The sequence below is a fragment of the Bradyrhizobium erythrophlei genome (genome assembly GCF_900129505.1).
Classification (GTDB): domain Bacteria; phylum Pseudomonadota; class Alphaproteobacteria; order Rhizobiales; family Xanthobacteraceae; genus Bradyrhizobium; species Bradyrhizobium erythrophlei_D.
On sequence record NZ_LT670818.1, the window covers coordinates 8,118,017 to 8,141,206 of the forward strand.

Here is a 23,190-nt window from a genome sequence, read left to right on the forward strand (position 1 = left end):
TCCTCCCAATAATTTTTGAATCGTTATGCTCGCCGGAAACGATCAAATCTCATTGCGATGGATCAATTCGGCTGTCTGATCTCTCGCAAAATTGGTGCGATGCGAACGTGCAGCTCGTCAGAAACGAAACGGCCTCAGGTTACCGATCCGGTCACGAATCCGTGGATTGTCCGCGGCCAGAGCGGTGATGGGTTTTTCGACAAGGTGCATTGCCCGTGCGCCGACTGACTTCTGATTGATTGGCCCCGCCCTTCGAGAATCCTATCCCCGAGGGCGGGGTTGTTATTTCGGCATCTGCGATCCGAACCAGTCTGTTTTGAGATTGGACCAAGCACCTCGTTCCAATTATTCACTTTCAGGTCCCTGACGGCGCGTCATTAGGGCCGGCGCATAAGTGTCGTCGGTCCCGCAATGGGGGCGTTGGAGCTTTACGGTTCGAAACTCCGGTTCTGGCTCTTCTTCGGGCGAAGGCGCTTCTGCGAACGGAATAGCCTTTCCGCATTTGGAGCAATCGACGGTGAAGTACCATTTGTTTTGGCTCAACCTGATTTGCCATGAGGAAAAACCCCTTAGCCGGAACCGCTTCGCCATGTCCCCATTATCGTCATTGGGCCACGTCAGCCCCTTTAGTCCGTGGCTCGGGCGCAGGTGCCTTCCAAGCCCCCCTAAAGCCCAAGGCGGGACCGTGCTTTGATCCTGCCAGCCGGTGCCGCTGGAAGCAGTAGTCGCTTAGTACGCTCCTAGAGTTTGCCCATCCATCCGTGGTTGCATGGTCCACAGACGACTTGAAGTCTACGACTACGCAGGTCACCGCCGACTGTTTTATGTCTCAACGGAATTTAGGTAGCAGTTCTCTCAGGCAGCGATATCATACCCCCATTGCCAGCGGGACGGTTCCTGACCCAGCATAGCAATTGCAATAACCAGCTCGCTTTCTGATGTTGGGGATATCAATGAGCAACGGGCGGCAAGTGTCGCGGAGAGCACGCGCCCCATTTCCGTGCGAGGTCGAGCGATTATCAAAACGGATCGCGGTTCTCGAACAGATGTTGTCTGTCTGGGCAGGGCGGAATTCCACACTGACGCCCCAAACCATAAATCTAGGATCAGCCTTAGGCGTGCAGCGTTTTGCGCCCGCCGCTCGATCGCCGGGCGCTACCAGACGCCGGCTGAATCCGGAAATCGTCGAGTGTCTTCCCGGACCTGAGCTGTGCAGTTACCCATCGTGGCTGCTTCCCGCGGCCCGCCCAGGTCTCTGCAGGATCGGCGGGATTTCGATACTTCGGGAACACCCGGGGATAAGGACGTCGTTCGCGCCGAACGATTTCGCTTGATACACCCCTTGACTGGAGATGCCGCAGCTGTTTTTCAAGTTTGGCTTTTTCCGCAGCTATCCTGCTCGCCAGAACAGATGCGATTTCCAAGTGAAGAGCCCAGAGCTCATCGACGGACATCGAATTAAAATCGTGTTTCATAGATTTAACCTTGCTGTCATTCTGAACTATCTCGACAGACCACCGATTCGAACTGGTCGGAAGACCGGAAGAATACCGACACGACAGTGGTCGTCTGATTGTCCGCCGGTGGTAAAAACAGCCGCACCGAACGCAGGTATCGCCGTAGAGGCGACACGCGGATCGCTCAATGCTCCGCTATCTTAATGCCGCTCGGATTGGCGAATTTAAGTATTCTCGTAGGCGTTTCAATGACGCAGGAATTTAATTCGGTCGAATTGACAAAATCACCCACGCGGATACCGGCGAGACGAAAACTGAGTTGCACGGGATGTTGCCTGAGGGCCGTCCAACACTCCACTGCCTACGGTCAGGGGGCTTCAGTTATCTCGGGAGACCGCAAAAATAACGGGAGCTCTTCGTCCTGGTCCAGCCCGCTAAGTGATTCAATCTCGGGCTCTGAAATAAGTGGTTCAATATTGGGCTGTGGAATTTTGTAGGACCTGCATTCCAAACGTGCCCATTTCAATGCCTGAGAATAATCCGGACAGCGGAGAATCATTTCCTGGCTCCGAACTAAAACCACGACATCGCAAACCTCGGACGCCGTATAGCGTCGGACGAAAACCTGCGGCGGAGCGAACTTCTCTGTCATTTTGCCGACGCGCGAGCTTAATCGGTCTTGCTATTGAGATTTTTCGGTTGAGTCAGCTTTTTGTCGCCATTGCAAAAATTGCTGAAGCAATTGCGGGGGCTGCTCGGGAATAGCTGGCTTGCTAGCCGGGGCCGACGCAAGGACGCCTTGAAATTCCGCAAGCGCGGGCTTCGCCCCGTTCTCTTCTTGGCTGGATTGAGGCAGGGCGGTTTTTATCGCTCCTGTGATCTCGGAAGCGGTCGAACTGGCATCGGATTTCCGTAAAGCAGGCGACACAAGGACGAAGAGCAGCGCAACAACCGTCACGAAGGCCGCGGCTGCGGCGAAGCGACCGGCCACGCCGAACAGTGCGGCTCGCCGCAGTTCACGCTCTAGACCAGCCGACCCGTGAATCACCTCGGGGGCGGGCGGCCGCCGCAAGTAAACCGGCGTCTTGAGCCGGATATCGAGCGAAGGGGCCTGGGCGATTGGGGTCCTGACGGGCTCCGATCTTGCTTCTTGGGAAAGGGATACCGACTTCGCTCGTTCGCGCAGTTCGCGCGGTGCATAGTAGCTGAGATCGTTGGGATTGCTGGGGTCTGGCTCACTCGGGATACTCATTGCAACTCCTCATACGCCTTTCCTCATACGCTTTGGCCTCGTGGCCAAAGGTTACCGCGGCAGCAACTGACCTTGGGGTGCATGGACTAGCTGCGCGCCTGCGAATGAGCGACCGCCGTCAGCCCCCTCCCCCTCGATTGCCCTTGCCTCTGGCAATGCCCGTCGTCAGCGGAAATAACCTACAGCAACCGGTCAGTGTCATCTAGGCCCCGGTTTTTAGGGAACCTAGACCTCTTCCCGACAGTGCTTAGGCAGCCCGGAACGGTGCTGCCGGCACGTTCTACGGCCAGGGCCTCTAGAGCACGCCCGCTCCGGATGATTCCCGGTAGAAATAGCGCTAGCTGGCCGAAAAGGTCAATAAAATCAACGAGGGAGGGCTCTGAGGAGCCCTCCCCCGTCTGTGCTGATCTTTGTCGCGCGCCCGGGTGACATCCCCACCCCTCCCCGCGCGATGACCAAACTGTTTGACGCCGCCTGTGTCTCAACCTCGCGGGCACCGGGAGAAAACCGGCGAAGTATTCGAGCACCACCACGCTATCCGGCCTCGTGGCGATCCCCAAGGCGTTAGTTAATTTAACCTTAACAACGCAAAGCCGCTCCCCCGGGGAGCGAAAATGCGTCTGCGGCATGGACGCTGCAAAGCCTCTCTTGCAAAACAGACAAGGGAATGCGCGTGCGCAAGACCGGGACAGAGTTGTCCCGCCGGGCGCGGTGCGGGGGCAAGAGAAGAATGAAACATCCGTCAACCCGGGAATTCTTCGCCTATTGGGACGAGAAGCGCGGCGGCGCGCGGGCGCCGGACCGCAGCGAGATCGAGCCCGGTGCGGTGCGCGAGCTGCTCGGCGACATCTTCGTCTTGGCCTATGACACGGCCTCCGGCTATCCATTCCGCGTCGCCGGCACCAGGGTTTGCGCCCTGCTCGGCTGCGACCTGAAAGACCGCAGCTTTTCGGCGCTGTTTACCCCGGACACCCGCCGCGAGATCGAGGACATCATCGCAGTCGTATCGGAGGAGCTGTTGGCCGCCGTGGCCGGCATCACCGCGACCGCGCAGGATGGCTCGCAGGCGCATCTGGAATTGCTGCTGTTGCCGTTCAACGCCCGCGCCCACGCGCCGGTGAGCCTGACCGGATTACTGGCGCCGCTCGAAAGCGACCCCAGCCTGCTGCGCGACTTCAAACTGAGCTCGTACCGCTATCTCGGCCATCAGCCGCCGCAAAAGCTCGTTCCCCGCGCGCTGCGCAAACTGGCGGTTGCACGCGGCTTCATGGTCTATGAAGGCCTGAGCTAGACGCGCCACCAATCCGGACGTCGGCGATTCACGCCGTTGATCACTCCGCAAGCTCCGGCCACGGCACGATGGTGGATTTCACCGTCTTCATCGCCATCGCGTCCGCTATCGCCTGGCCGATGCCGGCTTCCGAAAACGGATACAGCGTCTGCATCTCGAGCCAGGGATATTTGTTCCGCGTGCGATAGAGCATGTCGACGCCGAGCGGCAGATCGTTGCCGGTAAATCCCCAAGAGCCCAGTACGTTGAGGTCCTTGGTGCAGATGCGATGCCAGGACGTATTTATCGAGCCCGCGTCGGTGAACTGGCCCATCTCGACATAGGTGCCGCCGTCGCGCAGCATTTCAATCCCTTCGGGGCCGGCGCTGGGATGGCCCGAGCAATCCATCACGAGATCGGCGCCGAAGCCACCCACCATGTCGCGTACCGTCTTGATGCGCGCTTCCGGCGTTGTGATTTCTTCTATGTCGACAGTGGCTTCCGCGCCGAACTTGCGCGCCAGCTTGAGCCGCGGCGTCTCCGGCGCGCCGACGCAGATCACCCGGCCCGCGCCCATTTCCTGCGCGGCGGCGACCGCCAGAATTCCGATCGGACCGGAGCCCTGAATGACCACCGTATCGCCCCAGCTAAAACCGCCCGCCCGCGTCGCACGATTGAAGGCGCGTATGCAGGAGGTCAAAGGCTCCGACAGCGCGCCCAGCCGCAGCGACATGTCGTCGGGCAATTTATAGATCTTGGTGCCCGGGAGCATTTCGAGATCGACATAGACATATTCGGCCCACCCGCCCCAAAGATGCGGCGCTTTGTCGAAGCCGAGATAGCGGCCGTAATAGACCGGCGTCAGGCACTTGTTGGCGCTCTGCGGATAATGGATGCAATAATAGCAATGGCCACATGGCATTAGTGGCGGGATCATCACTTTCGATCCCACCTTCAGCGGCTTGCTCATGAAATCTTCAGTGAATTCGGAGCCAACCTCGACCAGCACACCGCCGATCTCGTGTCCGAGCGTGAACGGCCATGGCAGCGGCTTCGGCCAGTGGCCTTTCAGGATATGCAGGTCGGTACCGCACACTCCGCAGGCGCCGACTTTTATCAGCGCCGCCTTTTTCGGAATGGTCGGCCACGGCACTGTGCGAATGACCGGCTGCGCGCCAGGACCGTCATAGGTGCATACGCGGATTTGTTGCATGAGCTTCCTCCCCCGGCCCCTTGGCGATTGTTGATTTTGTTGCGTGGGCGGAAGCAAGCCTATGAGAAGCCGGTTGCAATGCCAATGCGTGGCCTGAGGCCCTAATTGTGCCGCGAGACAGGCGCGACGGCCCGCCTCAGGCTGCGGCGACTTCACGGGGGTGAGGCCTTGCACAATCGCTGGTTCATGCTTGCGGTCCTGTTCGTGGTCCGCCTCACCATGGCATTTCAGTTCCAGAGCGTTGCCGCGGTGGCGCCGCTGCTGGGCACCCAATTCGGCGTCAGCCTTGCCGACATCGGCGTCCTGATCGGCCTGTATTTCACGCCGGGCGTGGCGCTGGCCTTGCCTGGCGGCGCGATCGGAAAATGGTTCGGCGACAAGCGCACGGTTCTTGCGGCCCTGTTGCTGATGCTCGGCGGCAGCCTTGCGATGGCGGTGGCGGAGTCCTGGAGCGTGCAGATCGCGGGACGACTGGTCGCAGGCGGAGGCGGCGTCCTGCTCAACGTGCAGATGACCAAGATGGTGGCGGACTGGTTTGCCGGCAAGGAAATCGCGACCGCGATGGCGATCTTCGTCAATTCGTGGCCGGCCGGCGTCGCGCTCTCGCTGCTGACGCTTCCCCTGATCGGCACGGCCTACGGGGTGAGCGCGGTGTACCTCGCGGTGGCAGCCCTCGCCGCGGCAGGCTTCGTCCTTCTGGCCATCGCCTATCGCTCGCCACAGAATGTGGTGATGAATGCCACCGCCTCCGCTCGCCTCGACCGCAGCGCCGCGATCGCCGTGACCACGGCGGGCTTGATCTGGGGCCTCTACAATGTCGGCTTCGCGATGATCTTCAGCTTCGGACCGACGATGCTGGTCGAGCGCGGCTGGTCGATTTCGGCGGCGGCCTCGATCATCAGCATCGTATTATGGCTGGCAGTGGTCTCGGTGCCGCTGGGTGGCATTTTTGCGGATCGCACCGGGCGGCCCGAACTCGTTCTGGTCGCCGGCTGCATCGTGTTTGCGATGCTGATGATCGCGCTGCCGCGCAGCGGCGCGGTGGTCCTGACGGTCGTGGCGCTCGGCCTGGTCTGCGGGCAGCCGGCCGGGCCGATCCTGAGCCTTCCCGCGCGCGTGCTGCAACCTGGGACGCGTCCGATCGGCATGGGTATTTTCTACACCCTCTTTTATGCCACGATGATGCTGGGGCCGATCGCCGGCGGCGCCTGCGCCAAATGGACCGGAAGTGCTGCCGCCGCTTTCGATTTCGGTGCCGCCGTGCTCCTGACATGCCCGATCCTGTTGTGGGGGTTCAATCGGATTCCGGCACTTAATCCCCGCACAGCGTGAATGCCCTCTCTTGATGCAACCGCCGCTAACGGCTCATTAACCTTGCTGGCCGTAGGGTCAGGCGACACCGAGCAGCCGGTTGTCGGGTAGCTAGATGGCGTTTGCTAACAAAAAATCGATCCTTCCGGCCACCGAAGAGCGCCGGCGATTCCAGCGGGTGAAGGTTCACCTGCTCGGCCGTTATATGCTCCCCGACCGACGCGAGTTTCCCTGCCAGATCATCAATATGTCGCCCGGGGGGTTGGCGCTGCTGGCGCCCGGCATCGGCAATGTCGGCGACCGCGTGATCGCCTATCTCGACCATATCGGCCGGGTCGAAGGCAAGATCACCCGGATCATCGACAACGGTTTTGCGATGAGCATCGGTGCCACCGCGCGCAAGCGTGACAAGCTCGCAGCGCAGCTGACCTGGCTCGCCAACCGCGACATCCTCAATCTGCCGGAAGACCGCCGCCACGACCGTATCATTCCGCGCAACCCGATTGCGCTGCTCACGCTCGAGGACGGCACGAAGATGACCTGCCGGATCATCGACATGTCGCTGTCGGGCGCCGCCATCGCCGCGGAAAACCGCCCGCCGCTGAAATCCATGGTCATGCTCGGCAAGATCCAGTCCCGGGTCGTGCGAAACCTCGAGGAAGGCTTCGCGCTCGAATTTGTCCACCAGCAGATTGCTGAGACGCTCGAAGACAGCGTTACCGCGCGGTAAAGCGCCGTGAGCGACGGAGACGCAGCGCCGGCCTAGGACGCCCAACTTTGCCCCTCTACGAATTTTCTCTTCCAGAATTCTTGAAAGGTGGGGTCATCAATTAGAGCGTCAAAAAACCCTAGCCCGAGCAAAGTACGGTCCGTCAGCGTAATGGAATTTGGGTAATACCTCGAAACATCGTGCCCTATGCCAATGGCATGAAGTGAGATCCTTTTTGACAACTCGGTGATCACCGCCTCGGGGTGATTTTCAAGGTACGCCCCCGGATTAACGGACAAAGTGGAATCATCGACAGGCGCTCCGTCGCTGAATACAAACAGGATCTTTCTCTTTTGCTGGTTGATCCTGAAGGCGGGACGAAGCCCACAGGAGCGCTTCGCCGTCGATATTTTCCTTGGGAAGTCCGTCCAACGCCATCAAATTCGGAGCGGCCACTTCGGACGTTGTCGAAAACGATTTGTAAACGAGATGCCGTAAGTCATTTAGTCGGCCCGGGCGGGACGGCTTTCCGTCAGCAAACTAGGCCTCTCTGGATTGGCCGCCCTTCCAGGCGCGAGTAGTAAACCCCAATATCTCTGTGGGAATGCCTAATCGGTCCATCCCCTCCATGATTAAGAGGCACCACGCGGCGGTTTGGATAATTGGGGTGCCTCTCATGCTGCCGGAATTGTCGATTAGAATTGATACTGCGAGAGGATGTTCAGCAGATACTCTCTCGTACAAACCAAGCTTCGATGCCAACCTAGCACCATGAAGGTTTTTCAAATCGGCGGAGAGAGATGAGACATAATTATATAGACGCAACAATTCTGAGTCGCCGGCTAACTTCGCGGCGTCTATAACCTCATCGAAGGCCTTGGTGTAAGCGTAGTACGGCCTAGCTATTGTGATTATCTTGCCGCTTGCCTCACCCGGGGGTCTTGCTTCGGCAATTTCATAAATGGGATCTTGGGGCAGATCGCTTTTGCGACTTTGCTCGCTTGCGCCGATCGCAGGGAGTTCTTGCTTCGGCGTTATCGGACGCGCAGATGCTGGCCCAGAGTTTTCCTTTTCGGGACTCGATGCGGCTACCGCGATGGCATCAAGCTCCTTAATTGACGATTTCACCATGGTCGCCATTTTGGCAAGCTCTTTGGCGACTTGCTCGTCTTCGAAAGGTTTGAACCGAAAGACGCGCCAATCGGTCCAATTTCTCATTCGGAGAATGTCAACAATCTCGTCGGAGCCTGGGTCGTATCCATCGCCAAATTGATCGCACTCAACATAATACAATGGAAGAATAAGGCGATTTACTCCAAGTCTCTTTTCCTTCAGCGAAAAGGTTTGGAATTCTGAGCGACAAGCTCGGCTTCGAAAAAAGCTCGGACTGATGATCGGTATGAGAAATGCGACTTCTGATAGCGAATTATTTATTTGGTCTTCCCAGTGTTGCCCCCCAAGAAATGTCGTTGCGATCCTGAAAAATCTCAAATGCTTGCCCCGTTTGCATCCGCACTTCGCCTTCAAGTCTTTTGCGAAAAGCGGTTATTCGACCTCCATCGTGATCATCGTCCGACCGGACATAACTTAAAAATGCAATCAGTTGCCTTTCAGCCATGTGCGGATCCCCCTCCGGACAACGCCAATCCGATTTTGCGGTCAATCGTTTCGTTCATGCGCATTTTTCATGATTTTCAAAAGTGCGGTGCGATCAAATCGCGGCTGCTCATAGTGCTCGATGTTCCAAAAATCCATTCGCACGGCTATGGCGATTTGCTCGACCTCGGTGCGTAACTTTTTTTGTGTGTTCGTCAAAGCCATAGTCGGCCCCCATCAATTGCGCGATTAAGCAGTGTTGCTTAATGAGGCGTAGCGCAAGTTGCATCAACCACAATCGCGCCACGCCTAGCATCGTCGAATTGACATGGGAACAGAAAGTGAACATTCTCCCCAACATCCCAATCTGCCGATGAGTTTGCCAGAATGTCATCAGCTCCCAACCAGCAATCGGACGCCGACCAGCTAGAGGCCGCCGCCGATCAAGCAATTGCGGCCTGCGGCGGGGATGCCCGCGAGGCGGTCAAGGCGCCGGTCGTCGCGAACCTTTTTCTCGAAACCGATCTGGAAATACTGAAGGCGGCGGCCTCGACGGGCTACGCGCGCGGAAAGCTTATTGAAGAGGCCAGAACGCTGCCTCGTGATCGGAAGGATTGGTATGATTGAGCAATCTCCGGACTGACCTACTCCATCCTTTCCCTAGACCGACGGGCTATGTCCGTTACTAGACCGACGCCCCGGATGATTTGTTTTAATGTCGCCGCGCTGGGGGTCAGAGGATGGGGGGACATCACCATGACTGACAGCGAAAGTTGGAAGGAGCGCAGAAATCAGGTGGCTCGCTATCGAGCGATGGAGCAGGAGACCACTGATCCGCTCGCGGCACGTTTGCTCCACGACATCGTCCTAGACTTGGAAGCCGAGTTGGAGGAATCGCCGCAAGGCGTCGGCCTCAATGCTGCATGAGCATCGACGCATCCTAAATCCGGGTGTTCTAGCCCCAAGGAATTCATTCACGCTTTTCTAAGTGCGTCCTTATATCGCCGCTTTGTGCGGCCATCTCGTCGCAGCCGGAACCGCTTCGAAAAATCCCCATTATCCTGATTGGGCCACGACAGCCCCCTTTAGTTCGTGGCCCGGGCGCGGTCCTTCCTTACAAGCCCCCCTACAGCCCAAGGCTGGACCGTGCCTTGACCCTGCTAGTCGCTTCCAGCCGATCCTCCGAAGGCCGCGAGACGGCGAAAGGCCGTAGCGGCGGGCCCGATCCGTCGATATCGGACGGCTTAAGGAAGGTGCTCCGACATTGCGGAACGGTGCTGCCGGTGCGTTCCCCGGAGCGGGCCTTCCCGGAGTACCCTCTCGGAACAGGCCTCCCTAACGGCCTCCCGGAGACATGCCCCAGCCTCCCGCCCCCTTCCTAGGTGCCCCCGGAGGTGCCCCCAAAGGGAAATGCCAACCCTCGCTCAGTCAGAAGTGCCCGATTTTGCTGGGTTTCCGGTATAGCTAATGCGCGGTAAAGCGCGGGCTCCCTCCAATCCCTGCATTTCCCGGGTTCGAAGGCGGTCTCCACGTGGTGGAGGCCGCCTTTTCGCCTTCTGGCGCCGGCCAGGCGCGGTTAACGCGCCGCGCCTTTAGCGCCTCAAGTTCCGTGCCGGCAGGCTTTGCCGCGTTAATGCGTAAAATTTGAGTCAATTGCAGTTGTCTAAAATTATAGTCGTATTTTATTCAAGTATAGATCGAAATCATCGTTCCTTTTACCTGTATTCGTTTCAAATCTACTTGTCTTACTTAGCGGCAGCGAAGAACCTTTGTGCGAAACATGGTCCCAACAAGAAACGGGGGCCACAATGTTTGGGTTCAGGGAACAGGGAAAGGGATTGGCGGTCGCCGCCGTCCTGATCGGATTGAGCGCGACGGCGCATGCCGGCGATGAACGCCTTCTCTATGCCAGCCTTGGCGACGTCACGCGGGCGCCGATCGGCTGGGTCGAATTTTGCGCCGAGACTCCCGGCGAGTGTCGCGGCGGCCCGACACAGCCGCGCGACATCGTGATGTCGCAGACGGCATGGCGGGACCTCGTGCGGGTCAACAAATGGGTCAACGAGAGCGTCAAACCGATGACCGACATGGATCATTGGGGCGTGATCGAGAAATGGTCGTTGCCGACGGATGGCTACGGCGACTGCGAGGACTACGTGCTGTTGAAACGCAAGATGCTGATCGACGCCGGCTGGCCGCGCGAGGCGCTGCTGATCACGGTGGTGCGCGACAAGAAGGGCGAAGGCCACGCCGTGCTGACTGTGAAGACCGACAAGGGCGAGTTCATCCTCGACAACCAGAACGAGACCGTCGTGGCCTGGACCGAAACCGGGTACCGCTTCGTCAAGCGCCAGTCGCAGAGCGATCCGAATGAATGGGTCTCGCTCGGCGACAACCGCCCCGCGGTCGCCACTGCCAGCGCCCACTAGCAAAAAGAGACAACGGAGACACGCGACCCGGTCACATCCCCACCCCTCCCCGTCCCAGACCGGATCGCGCGCGGCCAGCTCTCCCCCAAGAGCTGGCCGCAACTTTTTTGACGGGCCTTAGCGCCGGGCACCGACGACCCACGGATTTCGGTAACGGGAACTTTCATCTTTACATCCCCCGCTTTCGCACGACTGGCGATTTTGCTGTAGAGACAGATGGAGAGATTGAGTTTTTTCTCGTACAATTCCGGCATGCCCGCGTCGCAACAGAAGTCGGCAATCCAGGTTTTCAATCTCTTCGGAGAATTCGGCGACCTGCCGGACGTTGTGCATTGCGAGACCATTGCGACGCGCTCGGTGCTGCACGACTGGAAGTTCGCGATCCACAGACACGCACGGCTGCATCAGGTGTTGATGATCGAAAGCGGCGGCGGAGAGGCGACGCTCGAAGGACGCGTTCACGAGCTCAGGCCGATGTGCGTGGTCAACGTACCCGTCGGTCAGGTCCACGGGTATTCGTTCGAGCCGGGAACGCAGGGCTGGGTTCTCACGATTGCCGCAGAGATCCTCGACGAAACCCTGCTGCCATCGGAAGGCCTCCGCGGCGTAATTTCGCAATCGGCGGTAGTTCGTGGAACGCAGCAGATTCGCGCCGTCATGAAGCAGATATTCGCCGAATATGCCGGCCGGGAGTTCGCCCGCGCCCACGTCCTGCGCGCCCTGTCAGCCGCCCAGATCGGGCTCGCGGCGCGACAGCTCGTCAACCGGCGCCAGAAAAGTGGCACGACGGATTCCAATCTGTTCCGCCGCTTTGAGGGGCTGCTGGAGCAGCATCACCTTGAGCGATGGGCCGTATCGGACTACGCCGCCGCCTTGTCGGTGACGCCGATACATCTCAACCGGGTGACACGCGTGGCGACCGGGGACACAGCCTCCCATCTCATCCTCAATCGGATGATCCGCGAGGCGCGGCGAAATCTCGTCTACACCAATATGTCGATCGCCAAGATCGCCTATACGCTTGGCTTTGACGACCCGGCGTATTTCAGCCGTATCTATGCGGCCGCGACCGGACTGTCGCCGCGCGCGTTTCGCGCGCAGATCCATGGCAAGGATGTGTGAGGTCTCGCCGCGGTTCTTGTCCGGTCCTTGCAGATTGCTAGTGAAGGTGTAGACAACCTTTCCTTCATGGTCGATTTCTCGATGTATTAATCGTCCAACAGAAAGCTTGAATCCTCCATCCACTCCGGTGGGTTGTTCCCTACACTGCCCTGAAGGTAACGGCAGCGCTTTCGGAAAGCTTAGAACCACATCAAGTGGTCCAGCACCGGGGAGGAAACGACTTGTCGATTTTACATCGCGCGCCCACGCGTGGGCGCAGCGCTGCTTGCCGGCTTGCCGCGCGCCGCGAACACATTCAAAATCATTTTGATCCTGCCGACGACCAGCGGCGAGGCGCCGATCGGCAGACCGATCGATATCATCACGCTTTGCATGAAGCAGGGCGGCGACACCTCGCTGGCTTGGCCGCGATGCGCCGGCCCACGGCAATTTCTTTTCGTACGTGTTGAACTCGCTAACAACAAACAGGGAGGGGCTTATGAAGTATTCGGGAGTTATTTCTCATTTTTGCGTGTTAATCATCTCACTCGCCGCCGCGGTCGTCGCATTAACAGATAGCGCCGCAGCTGCACCACCAGCATGCACGGGCCTCGCAACCAATCCGTTATATGAACTGGCAAATAATCCGGCGATCAAGTCGGTGACCAGCACCATCAAGACGACTGCTGCGCCCGCCAGCATCCACTACTGCAACGTCACCTTGGTCTACGGCACCAACGCGAACCAGAACATCACGATTGCCGTGGGCTTGCCTCTGAGCGCCGCCGACGGTGGATCCGGCGGAATTCAAGGCGCGTGGAACGGTCGCACCGAAGGCCTGGGCGGCGGCGGCTGCTCGGGAAATCTCAGCGTCGATGCCGCCGTGAACGCCGGTTACGTTGGGTCAGGCACGGATGGCGGCCACACCGGGGGCGACTGCAACCCGGGGGTGAACGCGGACCACACCTATAATCTCGAGTTCATCCAGGACTTCTTCCGCGTCGGACTCAAGCAGGAGATCTTGTGGTCGAAACGAATAGCGACGAGCTATTACGGCAGAACCCCCAGCTATAATTACTGGAACGGGTGCTCGACAGGCGGTCGTCAGGGCTACCTGCTGGCGCAGGAACTCGGCGACCAACTTGACGGCGTTCTCGCGAGTGCGCCGGCGATGTACTGGACGCGATTCCAGACGGCGCAGATGTGGGGCGAGCTCGCCATGTTCGACAAGGCGGGCGAGGTACCGCAGGGCCCGATCTCTCCAGCCAAGCTCGTAGCGGTGCAAAAGGCAGCCGTAGCGGCCTGCGATGCGAACGATGGGGTGGTTGACGGTATCATCGATGATGCCCGCACCTGCCACTTCAACGCCAAGGCCAACGTATGCGGACAACCAGGCGCACCAGCAGCACCGAATTGCCTGAGCGCGGACGAAGCTGAGGCCGTCAACAAGATTTGGCACGGACCGCACAACAAGTACGGCGACCGTATCTGGTTCGGGCTGGATCGCGGCAGCGACTTCTCCATCCTCGATGGACCCACGCCGTTCAGCCTCGGCGTCACGCAGTTTGCCTGGGACCTGACCGATCCCAGCTATTCGCCGCCGTCAACCAAGTGGAACACGGTCACCCTTGAGGGGCCAGGAATGTCATACCCCGAAGTGGCGCAAGCCGGCTCCCGCAATATCGCCGACGTGACTGACACGTTTGGTCCGCTCGACGGATTCAGGGCACGTGGCGGAAAGATGATCACGTTCGTTGGCGGGAACGATCAGTTCATCTACCCGCGCGGAGTACTTAATTACTACCGTCAAATGGCGGAACGCTACCAGAAGCATGACGATCGAACCGGCTTCGAGGGCGTGCAGAGCTTTTATCGCCTGTTCCGTGCGCCGGGCGTCGGCCACTGCGGCGCACCGGTCTTCAGCCTCGGCACGACCGGGCCCTGGCCGCAAGGCGGCGCTGACTTCGCTGCCCTCGTCAATTGGGTCGAGAAGGGCATCGCGCCCGGCCAGGTCTTGGGTACCAGCTCAGCACCGGCTATGACGCGCCCACTGTGTCCCTATCCGCAAACGGCGCAGTACAAGGGCACCGGCGACATTCACGCTGCCGCCAACTGGACCTGCGGCGGCAATCTGGAAACGCGCGAAGCCGTGTGCCCCAACGTCGTTGTGAAATACAAGGACGAGGTAGACGGGCCGCTCGACTATGCAGCAAACGGAGTCGACCCGGGCTTCTGCAAGGGCGGCCGCATGGCGCGCGACGACGATCACGATCATCACGATCATGATGATGGACGATCGCACCACGACGACTAAATAGTCGTCGTGGAGGGGCAAGGGGAGCGTGCGCGGTAACGCGCACGTTTTTCTGGATTCACATTGCCCGCAGTCTCTCGTTGTCTTGAACGCGAATGAGAGTGAAAGGACCCTCCAGGAGCGAGAACTCCAACATTTCTCTCCAAACGGTTAGCCGAGACTTTGTTGCGGTGCAGCATGCGCCGTTTTGGGCTGGGCCCCACACCGAAGGTTGTGGTAATTTCGTTAACCTTCGATTCCCGGTGGCCTTGACGTCCCATGATCGAAATCACATCGCGGCCTGCCAGCAGCGGCCAGCCGATCAGACTCGCCGCAGGCGCCCTGATCGTCATCCTGCTCGGCGTCGGCGGCATCACGCTTTGGCGAGCTTACTCCGGCTCGTCCCCTGAGCCGGACCGCGTCGCCGCCGCCCACCAGTTGCAGGTCCGGACCGCGCAGGCTTCCGAGCAGTTGGTCGAGAAGACCAAGGGTCTTGAAGTGACCCAGCAGGAATCGATCGACCAGCTGCAGGTGGTCCAGGACCAGTTGCAGACCGTCAAACGTCTTCTCGCCGCCCAGCAGGCCGATACCAAGCGGCTGTCCGAGCAGGTTTCCGGGCTGACCGAAGCGATCGTCGGCCTGAAGCAGTCCTTTGCCAGCGCCCAAGGTCCGGACGCAAACGCGGCGCCCTCGCCCCGCAACAGGTCGGTCCGAGCCAGGTCGCAGGCTGCCAGAAGCGCCCATCGCGGCCACGCCCGCACACCGGGCTGACACTTGGCCCTTTTTGCCGGCCGCCAGCGGCGAATTCGCCCCGAGGACACCTTCCGGAACTTTTTTACGCCGATTGTGAACTGGATCACATATGCCCGTGCAATTCCGGGGCATTCTGCACTTCACCGGATGGCGCAAGCCAATTTCAATATCCGGGGCTGGCAAGGCCGTTAGCGTTATACTGCGCCGACGGCCTTGTTCTTTTGTCCCCCCGTCAAGCGCGGGATGCGCTGTGGCACGTGACGAATCCCCGGCTGCTGTCGGCGCGCTCGGGTCTTCGGATTTACTCAATTCGCTGCGAAGCAATAGAACAGGCCCGCGCCGCCAACCCGCTGCAAGTTCGTTTGAGAACAGCCCGGCGTTTTATGTGAATAGTTCCAGAAATTTGGACCGTTGGTATTGCCGATCAGGTCGTGGTGACCAACGACCGCGCTGCCCTGACCGTCTGCGCTACTGGTCCAGTTGCTGCAAGTCGCATCGCCCGGCCCCTGTACGGCGGTTCCGTCCTGCTGCGTACCAGTCAGCATGTCATGTTGATTGGGCGTATCGATACGTCCCTTTACAACCATGCCGCGCTCGTCGAGCGCTGTTTCCTTGTTGATTTTGTTGTTGCTGTGCAGATCGGCAACATTTGATGCAATCTGGATTCCCTTGGCGTTGAACCAGGGCCCGTTGCCGATCCGATCTTTGGCATTGGCCCCGCCCCCACCCTGAGTCGAGAGATAGGCGTGCCATGTCTTTCCCCCCGCGCCGGCGGCTTGGGCGAGGCTTTGACAATGGCGGTCGGCACCATCAAGTCCGCCCAGGTCGCCTCCCTTCCCGAGCCCCACGCTGGTAATGAAAAAACTCATGGCATTTTGCTGAGCCTGCGCGAGCGCCGTCACGCCGATGCTGAAAAACACGGCAGACACGATTGGTCGTAAACCCCTCGCCTTAGCCATTCCAACCTCCACAGGCTTAACTGACTGGCGCATCAATAAGCGGTCTGGTCGACAAACATGTCGGCCCCCGCCAGGTCAAGCGGACCATACCTTGCATTCGCAAAACGCCTTTTCCTGACGGTCTTACGATACCACATCCGCATACAGTAGGATCGCATATCAGCTCTTTTTCAGCACGTGATATATTGGCGTCGAAACTGAGATTGGAAACTTGGCATGTCGGGATGTTTGGCGATTGAATAGTCTCGTGATAAAGTTTCCATACCTGATTTTGCCGACAGAAATTCGTTACAGACTGAATTGCCAAGATTCCATTGTGAATAATGTCCGGTCGGACCACGGCCAACAAGTCCGCCTGAATCACATCCACGACGCTAATGCGAGGCGGCCCTAGAGGTCTGCATGAGCAGGGCAAGTAGTTTGATAGCGTTCGCCATTGTGGCGGCGACTATTCCCGCGTTCAATCAGCTCACTCTGGCGCAAAACGCGCAGAGAATTGCTGACGAGCGGTCTTCAAAATCGCCGTCGGCCTCCCTCGCTGCCAAATTGCTGGAATTGCGCTTTGCGCGACCATTATCGCGCAACGAGGAGACGACGCTAAGGCCAATGGACCACTTCAAGGAATGTGAACTTTGTCCAGAGATGGTCGTGATCCCTGCCGGCCAGTTCTTTATGGGGGCGAGTGACGGAGAAGCCGGAAGTACCCCCGACGAGAGGCCACAGCACAGGGTAAGTTTCGCGCAGCCCTTCAGCGTGAGTCGCTTTCCCGTGACATTCAGTGAATGGGATGCCTGTGTAGCGGCAAAAGGCTGCGGCTACCAACCCGGCGACGAAGACTGGGGGCGCGGAAGACGGCCCGTGATAAGCATCTTATGGGAGGAAGCGAGGGACTACGTTAGCTGGCTTTCCCGCACTACAGGGAAAACCTATCGTCTTCTCAGCGAAGCGGAACGCGAGTATATCGCGCGCGCCGGGACCACGACAGCGTATTGGTGGGGCGACTTGTTCGAGCCTGCGCGGGCAAACTGCGACCCCGCCAATCGGAAACTGTCCGATACAGCCATTGGAGACCTGGAGAAATTCAACGCGAAAACGCAAACCCTGCCTGTTGAATCATTTTCTCCAAACCCCTGGGGGCTCTATCAGGTTCACGGAAACGTATACGACTGGGTCGAGGACTGCTGGAACGAAAGTTACGATGGAGCGCCTTCTGATGGTTCAGCCTGGACGAGCGGCAATTGCGAGCGGCATGTCCTTCGCGGAGGCGCCTTTAGCCGAAAGCCTCAGGCTGCGAGATCTTCGGCGCGAATCTGGTTCGGCTCGTCTAATCGCCTTGCCTACATGAGCGTTCGCGTCGCAAGGGCGCTGGACCGCTAAACTGGGTCCGGTCGGTGTTTTGCGGTCGCCGCGGCGCAAGTGGAGGTGCTCAAAGCCGCGCTGGCGGCGCACAAGGCCGCCGAGTTCAAACTCTATCCGGGCGCGCCACACGGTTTCCACGCTGCAACCGCCAGGAAGCCTCCAGTGTTGAGCTGAACCGCTCAAACATTGCGTGAGGCGCGCGACGCTTGCCGCGCTCCTCACGGAACAAAGACACCACTTCACCTAGCTGAACCGATTGCCGTTGCGGCGCGGCTTGGACACCTGCTGCTTGGACATTTGTTCCATCTCCCAGAGCATCCACACGAAGGCAGTGCCCAGGCCGACGACGACGCCCAAAAACAGCAACGTTAGATCGGGGGTTGTGATCATGCCGAGCATTCCCAAACTACTGCCAAAATGATGCAAGCGCCGTACCAACCGGCGACATCGGCAACGCGGCCTCGGCACCACAACCGAGGCCGCCCGCTTCTAAACGTCCTTCGCGGTCCTCAACTCCAAGCGCCCCGATCGAATTATTGCCACTGATCGGGGGACGAGGCGATCAGCTGCAGACCTGGACAGGGTGGTAACGCCAGCCGGCCTTGGTATGCACGCGGCGCTGCACGACGTAGCAGCCGCCATTGTCGTAATAGGAATCGTCGTCCGCGTAATACGGATAGCCATAGTCGTAGTCGTCGTAGGCGTACGGCCCGAAGCCGAAGCCTCGCCCACGAAACCCGTGATGGAAACCGTGCCCGTGGAAGCCGCCACCATGGAAACCATTGCTGGCGAGGCCTCCGCCGTGAAAGCCGCCGAAGCCGCCTCCATGGAAACCACCGCCGCCAAAGCCTCCACCATGGAAGCCGCCACCGCCGAAGCCGCCACCATGGCCGCCACCGAAGCCGCCGCCACCGAAGCCTCCGCCGCCGTGGCCACCGCCACCGCCACCGAAGCCTCCACCGCCGTGGCCGCCGCCACCTCCGCCTCCGCCGCCACCACCGCCACGAGCCATGGCGACGCCCGGCATCACCATGCCGACCGCGGCCACCGTCATCAGGGCTATCATTGTCTTGCGCAACATAACTTCACTCCGTGCATTAGCGCTCCCAGCGACGTCATGCGTCCCGGGAGAGATAGTCTGCGCTGCGGAGAAAGTGAGAGACCCGCAACAGAAGGCGCTTTAAATTCTTGTTTAAAGTCGGCGGGCGTACCCGCTCGCGTTGCGGTGATCGCGAGGTGATGGGATCGAAGCGTCGCCGGTGCTAGCAACCCCTGCAGATGCTCTCGAGCTTGCGGTCGATCGCCTTTTCTTCCTGGGCAATCGCATAGATGCCCCGCGATTCCATCACGATCGCATAGATCAGCGCGTTGATCCGTCCCAGGTTGACCGCGGTAGCCGCTGAAGCCGCAAGCGTGCGCCGATATTCAGTCTGCAGCCGGCCCGACTGAATCGACATCGCCATCATCAGGGCCATCACCACGACCAGCAGCGCGACAATGCCGGAAATCTTCTCCGCGATGCGAAGATTGCTGAGCGTGTAGACGAGATCGCTGCATAATTTCCGGGCGAGGCCGGCCTTTGCGGGTCGGCGCGATTCTATGTGCGGGATAGAGGGCATTGGCGAACTCTGTTCAGCGGACGGGCAAGACCACACGCCGCGCTACCGGGAACTTAAGCGCACGACCCGTAATATCCCGGGGGGCTTGCCCGCGCGCGAGCGCGGTTGAGCGCGATCCTTCTTTCGGCCTTGGTGCGGCAGGCCAACCGATGGTAATTTGGAACCATTGCCGTTGCCCGCGTTGATTGGGCGGGTCTCCGGCCGCTGCAGGAGCTGCCGTCCCATGCGCAAGCTGATCGCCTTCGACGATGATACATTCGACAAGCTGAAGCAGCTGGCGCGCGACCGAATGGGCACCCTTCAGGAATTGGCGGACGAGGCGTTCGCCGATCTCCTGAAGAAACACGGGATTCCGGTCGACCTGAAGGACGCGCTGCGCAAGAGCGCGGCGCTCACGAAGACGCCGGCCAAAAACAAGGCCGGATCGAGCCCACGAAGGAACAGCAATTCATGAGCGATCCAGATCCATTCGAGCAAGGCCAGCGCGCCGCGCGCAAGAACATTCCGGCAGAAGCCAATCCCTACCGGGACGGTACCGAAGAACACGCACTATGGGCCGCCGGCCACGAACGGGTCGCGGGCCAGGCCGAGGCCGGCGAATCCGAGGGCAGCTGAAAGGCCGCCTTCAGCCGATCTTCTTCAAGCCGTTTTTAAATCGCGGCCCGTTGGCGACATAGAACTTCGCCGCACTTCCCATCGCCGCGACCTGCGCGGGTTCGAGCGCGCGGATCACCCGCGCCGGCGCGCCGATGATCAAGGAGTGCTCGGGAAACTGTTTGCCCTCGGTGATGACCGCGCCCGCGCCGACGATGCTGCCGCGGCCGATCCTTGCGCCGTTCATGACGATCGAGCCCATCCCGACCAGCGCGCCATCCTCGAGGGTGCAGCCGTGCAGGATGACGTTATGGCCGACCGTGCAATTCTTTCCGATCGTCAGCGGATAACCCATGTCGGTGTGGCAGGTCGAGTTGTCCTGCACGTTGGAATTTTCGCCGATCTCGATCCACTCATTGTCGCCGCGCAGCACCGCGCCGAACCACACGCTCGCGGATTGGTGCAGGCGCACCTTGCCGATCACGGTTGCGGTCTCGGCGATGAAGTAGTTGCCGTCGGCGGGGAGATCGGGCGCATGGCCGTCGAGTTCGTAGATCGCCATATCTTGCAAATCTCCGGTTTCGCGGAGACTTTGGCACAGCAAAATCGTTCAGGCCAGCAGTCCGGCGGCGCGCAGGGTCATCAGGAAAAACGTGCCCGACATCATGCTCCAGAACCCAGCCAGCACGGTCGCCATCATCACGAATTCAAGGCGGCGGCGCTCGATCTTTGCGCCGCGCAGCGTGTTGCGCATGATGATGAAGGGTGCGGCGAACACCAGGAACGGCACCGCGGCGAACGTCTTCGGCGCCACCCCCTCTCCGAGCAGTCCGAACCCCGCCGGGCGCCGCACCAGCGCCTGGTAGCCGCTGGTCAGGGCGCCGGCCAGTGCGAAGCCGATGCAGAGGGAGAACAGGGAATTCAACGCTTCCGGCGACATCACTGGGACTTCCGCTACACGGGGACTATTGCTTCGCAAAATCGACCGGGCGCCGCCACATCATCCTTAAGAAAGGGTTAACGGCGGCGCCCGGAACCGCTGCCCGGGCATGGCTCGCGGCATAGGCAATCCGCGTGAAATCGTGCGGAAACGCTATATCGCTGGCATATTCAGCACTGATTCGGCTCCCGGGTGCCTTGTTCATGACGTTCTTATCGACCGCCCAGCACATCGCACGCAGTTCGCGCGGGCGTTCACACGGCCATCTGCTTCCGGTCCTGCTCGGCGGCACGATCGCCGTGGGCGCGATTGCGGTGGTGGCCTATTTGCTGTGGCCAACCTGGGGAGCGGACGGATCAAGCGCCCCGGTGCGGCTGCCGGTCAGTATCGGAGGCACCCTCTTCAACGTGCCGGCCGCGGCGATCCGGATGAAAATCCAGCGTCACTCCGGGCCGCAGGAACGCATCGATCTTTCCTTCAGCTATCCCTCGCTCGAGCCCGCCGATGCGCCGAAGCATGTCAGCGCCGATGCTGTCGCGGAGGAAGCGGTACAGCCGATCGACCGGATCTTCCTATCTATCGCGGCGCACCATGACACGCTGGCGCCGGATGCGCTCGTGCACACCATCTATCCGCGCTACCTCGATCAGGCATCGACACCCGCCGCGGACGGACTGGCACTGCGCGCGTTCCGCGACGGCACGCCCTACAGCGGCGAAGATCTGTTCGCAGCCGACGCCCCTAGCCTCACCGCGCGCTGCTCGCGCGACCGCAAGACTCCCGGAATGTGCCTGAACGAGCGCCGCATCGACGGCGCCGACCTGACGTTTCGATTTCCGCGAAGCTGGCTTGCGCAATGGCGCGACGTGGCCGACGCGATGGACCGCCTGGCGGTGCAACTGCACGGGCCGGGCGGATAGACGTCGCCGGCCTTCAGCCCTGCTCGACCAGATCGTCCTCGAGGATCGCCATCTGGAACTGGAACGAGCGGTCATCGTCTTCGTCATCGACGAACAGAACGCCGATGAATTCCTCACCGATATAGACTTCGGCCGAATCGTCTTTCTTGGGCCGCGGCACGACCCGGATCTTGGGATTAGCGAACACGCGCTTGAGATAAGCGTCGAGCTTCCTGACTTCCTGAACGTCCACGGCAGTCTCCAATCGGATCTGAGTTTTGAGGGAGTATTAGGACGAGACGACGCGCACCGCTAGCCTAACTTGCAGAAATCGCAACCACGCTTCAGAGGACTCTTTCCGGCGCCTGTCGCGGGCGGAACGCGCATATCCTATTTCGGCAGAATACGCCCTGGGCCATCAGAGTCCGATGGCGTTGAGCATCTGATCCATGGTGCGCGACGGCTCGGCGCAACCGGCCTCGCCGACGATCTTGGCGGGAACCCCGGCCACCGTCACATTGTGCGGCACCGGTTTGACCACCACCGAACCCGCGGCGATGCGGGCGCAATGGCCGACCTCGATATTGCCGAGAATTTTCGCGCCCGCCCCGATCAGCACGCCGCGGCGGATCTTGGGATGGCGGTCCTCGTTCTCCTTGCCGGTGCCGCCGAGCGTGACGCCATGCAGGATCGAAACGTCGTCTTCGATCACCGCAGTCTCGCCGCACACGAAGCCGGTGGCGTGGTCGAGGAAGATGCCGCGACCGATCTTCGCCGCGGGATTGATGTCGGTCTGGAACACCGCCGACGAGCGGCTCTGCAGATACCAGGCAAAATCCTTGCGGCCCTTGAGATAGAGCCAGTGCGCCAGACGATGGGTCTGCAGCGCATGAAAGCCCTTGAAGTAGAGCAAGGGATCGATGAAGCGCGAGGTCGCGGGATCGCGGTCGTAGACCGCCACCAGATCGGCGCGGAAGGCATTGCCGAGATCGGGATCGTCGCGCAGCGCCTCGTCGAAGGTCTGGCGGATCAGATCGCCCGATAGCGCCGAATGGTCGAGACGCTCGGCGATGCGGTGCACCACCGAATCCTCCAGCCGCTCGTGATGCAGCACGGTGGAATAGATGAAGGAGGCGAGCTCCGGTTCGCGACGAACGATGTCTTCCGCCTCGCCGCGCACGCGATCCCAGATCGGATCGAGTGCCGCCAGTTTGGCACCCTGCGGATTGATCTGATGCATGGCCATGTGCTGCTCCCGCAAGTTCTTCGAATTCCCGAGCCCGATTATAGCATGACGGGTGGACTTCTGTCCCCTCGCCTTCGCCACAAAGTGAACGCCCGCCTTCGCCCAAATTGTAGCCTAACACATTGAAGTAGCACATTTTCTTCACAAATATGCTGCCGACTCGTGCAAGGCGAAAGCCAGAGGTGGTCGG

At 60.1% G+C, this 23,190-nt stretch carries 28 protein-coding genes and 2 pseudogenes; 15 read left to right on the top strand and 15 right to left on the bottom strand.

The window, feature by feature from the left end:
- Nucleotides 1–1,112: 1,112 nt before the first annotated feature.
- Together B5525_RS38290 and B5525_RS38295 are read right to left on the bottom strand one after the other, a co-directional pair.
- A complete protein-coding gene (locus tag B5525_RS38290; protein ID WP_079571270.1) occupies nt 1,113–1,475 on the bottom strand; it encodes an H-NS family nucleoid-associated regulatory protein in 363 nt (120 codons plus the stop codon).
- Nucleotides 1,476–2,139: 664 nt separating this feature from the next.
- Entirely contained in the window at nt 2,140–2,709 is a 570-nt protein-coding gene (locus B5525_RS38295) for a hypothetical protein (protein ID WP_079571271.1), read from the bottom strand.
- Nucleotides 2,710–3,439: 730 nt separating this feature from the next.
- On the opposite strand from B5525_RS38295, the gene B5525_RS38300 reads away from it, so the two are divergent.
- Nucleotides 3,440–4,000 (top strand): PAS domain-containing protein, encoded by a 561-nt coding sequence (locus tag B5525_RS38300; protein WP_079571273.1) that lies wholly within the window; start codon nt 3,440–3,442, stop codon nt 3,998–4,000.
- A 40-nt stretch (nt 4,001–4,040) separates the two neighbouring features.
- On the opposite strand, the gene B5525_RS38305 is transcribed toward B5525_RS38300, so the two are convergent.
- Entirely contained in the window at nt 4,041–5,192 is a 1,152-nt protein-coding gene (locus B5525_RS38305) for a zinc-binding dehydrogenase (RefSeq protein WP_079571274.1), read from the bottom strand.
- A 168-nt stretch (nt 5,193–5,360) separates the two neighbouring features.
- On the opposite strand from B5525_RS38305, the gene B5525_RS38310 reads away from it, so the two are divergent.
- Nucleotides 5,361–6,524 (top strand): CynX/NimT family MFS transporter, encoded by a 1,164-nt coding sequence (locus B5525_RS38310; RefSeq protein ID WP_079571276.1) that lies wholly within the window; start codon nt 5,361–5,363, stop codon nt 6,522–6,524.
- Nucleotides 6,525–6,618: 94 nt separating this feature from the next.
- The gene (locus B5525_RS38315) at nt 6,619–7,233 is read left to right on the top strand and encodes a PilZ domain-containing protein (protein ID WP_079571277.1); all 615 of its coding nucleotides are present in this window, start codon (nt 6,619–6,621) and stop codon (nt 7,231–7,233) included.
- A 32-nt stretch (nt 7,234–7,265) separates the two neighbouring features.
- Here the strand turns inward: B5525_RS38315 and B5525_RS48090 are convergent, their stop codons facing one another.
- The 4 genes and pseudogenes from B5525_RS48090 to B5525_RS45025 all read right to left on the bottom strand — a co-directional run bounded on the left by B5525_RS48090 (nt 7,266) and on the right by B5525_RS45025 (nt 9,033).
- Nucleotides 7,266–7,511 (bottom strand): cobaltochelatase CobT-related protein, encoded by a 246-nt coding sequence (locus B5525_RS48090; RefSeq protein WP_425305237.1) that lies wholly within the window; start codon nt 7,509–7,511, stop codon nt 7,266–7,268.
- Between the two features lie 7 nt (nt 7,512–7,518).
- Nucleotides 7,519–8,703 (bottom strand): annotated as a pseudogene (locus B5525_RS47390) (cobaltochelatase CobT-related protein).
- Nucleotides 8,639–8,830, bottom strand: coding sequence for a hypothetical protein (locus tag B5525_RS45670; protein WP_172900054.1), 192 nt, complete (start codon nt 8,828–8,830; stop codon nt 8,639–8,641). The pseudogene B5525_RS47390 and the gene B5525_RS45670 overlap by 65 nt, the downstream one beginning before the upstream one ends.
- A 41-nt stretch (nt 8,831–8,871) precedes the next feature.
- The gene (locus B5525_RS45025) at nt 8,872–9,033 is read right to left on the bottom strand and encodes a hypothetical protein (protein WP_154073702.1); all 162 of its coding nucleotides are present in this window, start codon (nt 9,031–9,033) and stop codon (nt 8,872–8,874) included.
- Nucleotides 9,034–9,195: 162 nt separating this feature from the next.
- On the opposite strand from B5525_RS45025, the gene B5525_RS38330 reads away from it, so the two are divergent.
- From B5525_RS38330 to B5525_RS38355, 7 genes are all read left to right on the top strand, one after another.
- Nucleotides 9,196–9,435 (top strand): hypothetical protein, encoded by a 240-nt coding sequence (locus B5525_RS38330; protein WP_079571280.1) that lies wholly within the window; start codon nt 9,196–9,198, stop codon nt 9,433–9,435.
- Nucleotides 9,436–9,564: 129 nt separating this feature from the next.
- On the top strand, nt 9,565–9,735 hold the full coding sequence (locus tag B5525_RS45675; RefSeq protein ID WP_172900055.1) for a hypothetical protein: 171 nt from the start codon (nt 9,565–9,567) through the stop codon (nt 9,733–9,735).
- A gap of 881 nt (nt 9,736–10,616) precedes the next feature.
- The gene (locus B5525_RS38340; protein WP_079571283.1) at nt 10,617–11,237 is read left to right on the top strand and encodes a transglutaminase-like cysteine peptidase; all 621 of its coding nucleotides are present in this window, start codon (nt 10,617–10,619) and stop codon (nt 11,235–11,237) included.
- 252 nt (nt 11,238–11,489) lie between these two features.
- Complete coding sequence (locus B5525_RS38345) at nt 11,490–12,359, top strand: helix-turn-helix domain-containing protein (protein ID WP_244568119.1); 870 nt, start codon at nt 11,490–11,492, stop codon at nt 12,357–12,359.
- A gap of 249 nt (nt 12,360–12,608) precedes the next feature.
- The gene (locus B5525_RS45030) at nt 12,609–12,917 is read left to right on the top strand and encodes a hypothetical protein (RefSeq protein WP_154073703.1); all 309 of its coding nucleotides are present in this window, start codon (nt 12,609–12,611) and stop codon (nt 12,915–12,917) included.
- Nucleotides 12,838–14,652: a tannase/feruloyl esterase family alpha/beta hydrolase gene (locus B5525_RS38350; protein WP_079571287.1), complete on the top strand. Its 1,815-nt coding sequence runs from the start codon at nt 12,838–12,840 to the stop codon at nt 14,650–14,652. The genes B5525_RS45030 and B5525_RS38350 overlap by 80 nt, the downstream gene beginning before the upstream one ends.
- 258 nt (nt 14,653–14,910) lie before the next feature.
- Nucleotides 14,911–15,402 (top strand): hypothetical protein, encoded by a 492-nt coding sequence (locus B5525_RS38355; protein ID WP_079571289.1) that lies wholly within the window; start codon nt 14,911–14,913, stop codon nt 15,400–15,402.
- A gap of 287 nt (nt 15,403–15,689) precedes the next feature.
- Here B5525_RS38355 and B5525_RS38360 read toward each other — a convergent pair whose 3' ends face one another.
- Nucleotides 15,690–16,343: a hypothetical protein gene (locus B5525_RS38360; RefSeq protein WP_079574349.1), complete on the bottom strand. Its 654-nt coding sequence runs from the start codon at nt 16,341–16,343 to the stop codon at nt 15,690–15,692.
- Nucleotides 16,344–16,745: 402 nt separating this feature from the next.
- Here B5525_RS38360 and B5525_RS38365 point away from each other — a divergent pair, with 402 nt between their 5' ends.
- A complete protein-coding gene (locus B5525_RS38365) occupies nt 16,746–17,720 on the top strand; it encodes a formylglycine-generating enzyme family protein (protein WP_244567724.1) in 975 nt (324 codons plus the stop codon).
- Nucleotides 17,721–17,744: 24 nt separating this feature from the next.
- A pseudogene (locus B5525_RS45035) lies at nt 17,745–17,843 on the top strand (dienelactone hydrolase family protein); the annotation flags it as partial.
- A gap of 102 nt (nt 17,844–17,945) precedes the next feature.
- Here the strand turns inward: B5525_RS45035 and B5525_RS45680 are convergent.
- The 3 genes from B5525_RS45680 to B5525_RS38375 form a co-directional block, all read right to left on the bottom strand.
- Entirely contained in the window at nt 17,946–18,092 is a 147-nt protein-coding gene (locus B5525_RS45680) for a hypothetical protein (RefSeq protein ID WP_172899789.1), read from the bottom strand.
- Nucleotides 18,093–18,264: 172 nt separating this feature from the next.
- Nucleotides 18,265–18,783 carry a hypothetical protein gene (locus B5525_RS38370; protein ID WP_154073704.1) on the bottom strand — a complete coding sequence of 173 codons (519 nt, stop codon included), beginning with the start codon at nt 18,781–18,783 and terminating at the stop codon, nt 18,265–18,267.
- 181 nt (nt 18,784–18,964) lie between these two features.
- The gene (locus B5525_RS38375) at nt 18,965–19,321 is read right to left on the bottom strand and encodes a hypothetical protein (RefSeq protein WP_079571291.1); all 357 of its coding nucleotides are present in this window, start codon (nt 19,319–19,321) and stop codon (nt 18,965–18,967) included.
- Nucleotides 19,322–19,544: 223 nt separating this feature from the next.
- Between B5525_RS38375 and B5525_RS38380 the strand changes: the two genes are divergently transcribed.
- Both B5525_RS38380 and B5525_RS45685 read left to right on the top strand, forming a co-directional pair.
- Entirely contained in the window at nt 19,545–19,775 is a 231-nt protein-coding gene (locus B5525_RS38380; protein ID WP_079571292.1) for a hypothetical protein, read from the top strand.
- Nucleotides 19,772–19,936, top strand: coding sequence for a hypothetical protein (locus B5525_RS45685; protein WP_172900056.1), 165 nt, complete (start codon nt 19,772–19,774; stop codon nt 19,934–19,936). Before B5525_RS38380 ends, B5525_RS45685 begins: the two co-directional genes overlap by 4 nt.
- Nucleotides 19,937–19,946: 10 nt before the next feature.
- Here the strand turns inward: B5525_RS45685 and B5525_RS38385 are convergent, their stop codons facing one another.
- Both B5525_RS38385 and B5525_RS38390 read right to left on the bottom strand, forming a co-directional pair.
- A complete protein-coding gene (locus B5525_RS38385; protein WP_079571294.1) occupies nt 19,947–20,477 on the bottom strand; it encodes a gamma carbonic anhydrase family protein in 531 nt (176 codons plus the stop codon).
- Nucleotides 20,478–20,525: 48 nt separating this feature from the next.
- Nucleotides 20,526–20,855 (bottom strand): DUF6949 family protein, encoded by a 330-nt coding sequence (locus B5525_RS38390; protein WP_079574354.1) that lies wholly within the window; start codon nt 20,853–20,855, stop codon nt 20,526–20,528.
- Nucleotides 20,856–21,058: 203 nt separating this feature from the next.
- Here B5525_RS38390 and B5525_RS38400 point away from each other — a divergent pair, with 203 nt between their 5' ends.
- Nucleotides 21,059–21,775: a hypothetical protein gene (locus B5525_RS38400; protein WP_079571297.1), complete on the top strand. Its 717-nt coding sequence runs from the start codon at nt 21,059–21,061 to the stop codon at nt 21,773–21,775.
- Between the two features lie 13 nt (nt 21,776–21,788).
- Here the strand turns inward: B5525_RS38400 and B5525_RS38405 are convergent, their stop codons facing one another.
- A complete protein-coding gene (locus tag B5525_RS38405; protein ID WP_079574355.1) occupies nt 21,789–22,007 on the bottom strand; it encodes a DUF3126 family protein in 219 nt (72 codons plus the stop codon).
- A gap of 165 nt (nt 22,008–22,172) precedes the next feature.
- A complete protein-coding gene (cysE, locus tag B5525_RS38410; RefSeq protein WP_079571298.1) occupies nt 22,173–23,000 on the bottom strand; it encodes a serine O-acetyltransferase in 828 nt (275 codons plus the stop codon).
- Between the last annotated feature and the right edge of the window lie 190 nt (nt 23,001–23,190).

Excerpts from the sequence above, each read along its gene's own strand:
- B5525_RS38375 (WP_079571291.1), bottom strand. The coding sequence starts at position 19,321 with ATGCCCTCTATCCCGCACATAGAATCGCGCCGACCCGCAAAGGCCGGC.
- cysE (WP_079571298.1), bottom strand. The coding sequence starts at position 23,000 with ATGGCCATGCATCAGATCAATCCGCAGGGTGCCAAACTGGCGGCACTC.
- B5525_RS38340 (WP_079571283.1), top strand. The coding sequence starts at position 10,617 with ATGTTTGGGTTCAGGGAACAGGGAAAGGGATTGGCGGTCGCCGCCGTC.
- B5525_RS38380 (WP_079571292.1), top strand. The coding sequence starts at position 19,545 with ATGCGCAAGCTGATCGCCTTCGACGATGATACATTCGACAAGCTGAAG.
- B5525_RS45025 (WP_154073702.1), bottom strand. The coding sequence starts at position 9,033 with ATGGCTTTGACGAACACACAAAAAAAGTTACGCACCGAGGTCGAGCAA.
- B5525_RS38365 (WP_244567724.1), top strand. The coding sequence starts at position 16,746 with ATGAGCAGGGCAAGTAGTTTGATAGCGTTCGCCATTGTGGCGGCGACT.
- B5525_RS38370 (WP_154073704.1), bottom strand. The coding sequence starts at position 18,783 with ATGTTGCGCAAGACAATGATAGCCCTGATGACGGTGGCCGCGGTCGGC.
- B5525_RS38400 (WP_079571297.1), top strand. The coding sequence starts at position 21,059 with ATGACGTTCTTATCGACCGCCCAGCACATCGCACGCAGTTCGCGCGGG.
- B5525_RS38290 (WP_079571270.1), bottom strand. The coding sequence starts at position 1,475 with ATGAAACACGATTTTAATTCGATGTCCGTCGATGAGCTCTGGGCTCTT.
- B5525_RS38295 (WP_079571271.1), bottom strand. The coding sequence starts at position 2,709 with ATGAGTATCCCGAGTGAGCCAGACCCCAGCAATCCCAACGATCTCAGC.
- B5525_RS38355 (WP_079571289.1), top strand. The coding sequence starts at position 14,911 with ATGATCGAAATCACATCGCGGCCTGCCAGCAGCGGCCAGCCGATCAGA.
- B5525_RS38315 (WP_079571277.1), top strand. The coding sequence starts at position 6,619 with ATGGCGTTTGCTAACAAAAAATCGATCCTTCCGGCCACCGAAGAGCGC.
- B5525_RS38300 (WP_079571273.1), top strand. The coding sequence starts at position 3,440 with ATGAAACATCCGTCAACCCGGGAATTCTTCGCCTATTGGGACGAGAAG.
- B5525_RS38360 (WP_079574349.1), bottom strand. The coding sequence starts at position 16,343 with ATGGCTAAGGCGAGGGGTTTACGACCAATCGTGTCTGCCGTGTTTTTC.
- B5525_RS38305 (WP_079571274.1), bottom strand. The coding sequence starts at position 5,192 with ATGCAACAAATCCGCGTATGCACCTATGACGGTCCTGGCGCGCAGCCG.
- B5525_RS38390 (WP_079574354.1), bottom strand. The coding sequence starts at position 20,855 with ATGTCGCCGGAAGCGTTGAATTCCCTGTTCTCCCTCTGCATCGGCTTC.
- B5525_RS45680 (WP_172899789.1), bottom strand. The coding sequence starts at position 18,092 with ATGATCACAACCCCCGATCTAACGTTGCTGTTTTTGGGCGTCGTCGTC.
- B5525_RS38350 (WP_079571287.1), top strand. The coding sequence starts at position 12,838 with ATGAAGTATTCGGGAGTTATTTCTCATTTTTGCGTGTTAATCATCTCA.
- B5525_RS38330 (WP_079571280.1), top strand. The coding sequence starts at position 9,196 with ATGTCATCAGCTCCCAACCAGCAATCGGACGCCGACCAGCTAGAGGCC.
- B5525_RS45675 (WP_172900055.1), top strand. The coding sequence starts at position 9,565 with ATGACTGACAGCGAAAGTTGGAAGGAGCGCAGAAATCAGGTGGCTCGC.
- B5525_RS45670 (WP_172900054.1), bottom strand. The coding sequence starts at position 8,830 with ATGGCTGAAAGGCAACTGATTGCATTTTTAAGTTATGTCCGGTCGGAC.
- B5525_RS45685 (WP_172900056.1), top strand. The coding sequence starts at position 19,772 with ATGAGCGATCCAGATCCATTCGAGCAAGGCCAGCGCGCCGCGCGCAAG.
- B5525_RS38345 (WP_244568119.1), top strand. The coding sequence starts at position 11,490 with ATGCCCGCGTCGCAACAGAAGTCGGCAATCCAGGTTTTCAATCTCTTC.
- B5525_RS38385 (WP_079571294.1), bottom strand. The coding sequence starts at position 20,477 with ATGGCGATCTACGAACTCGACGGCCATGCGCCCGATCTCCCCGCCGAC.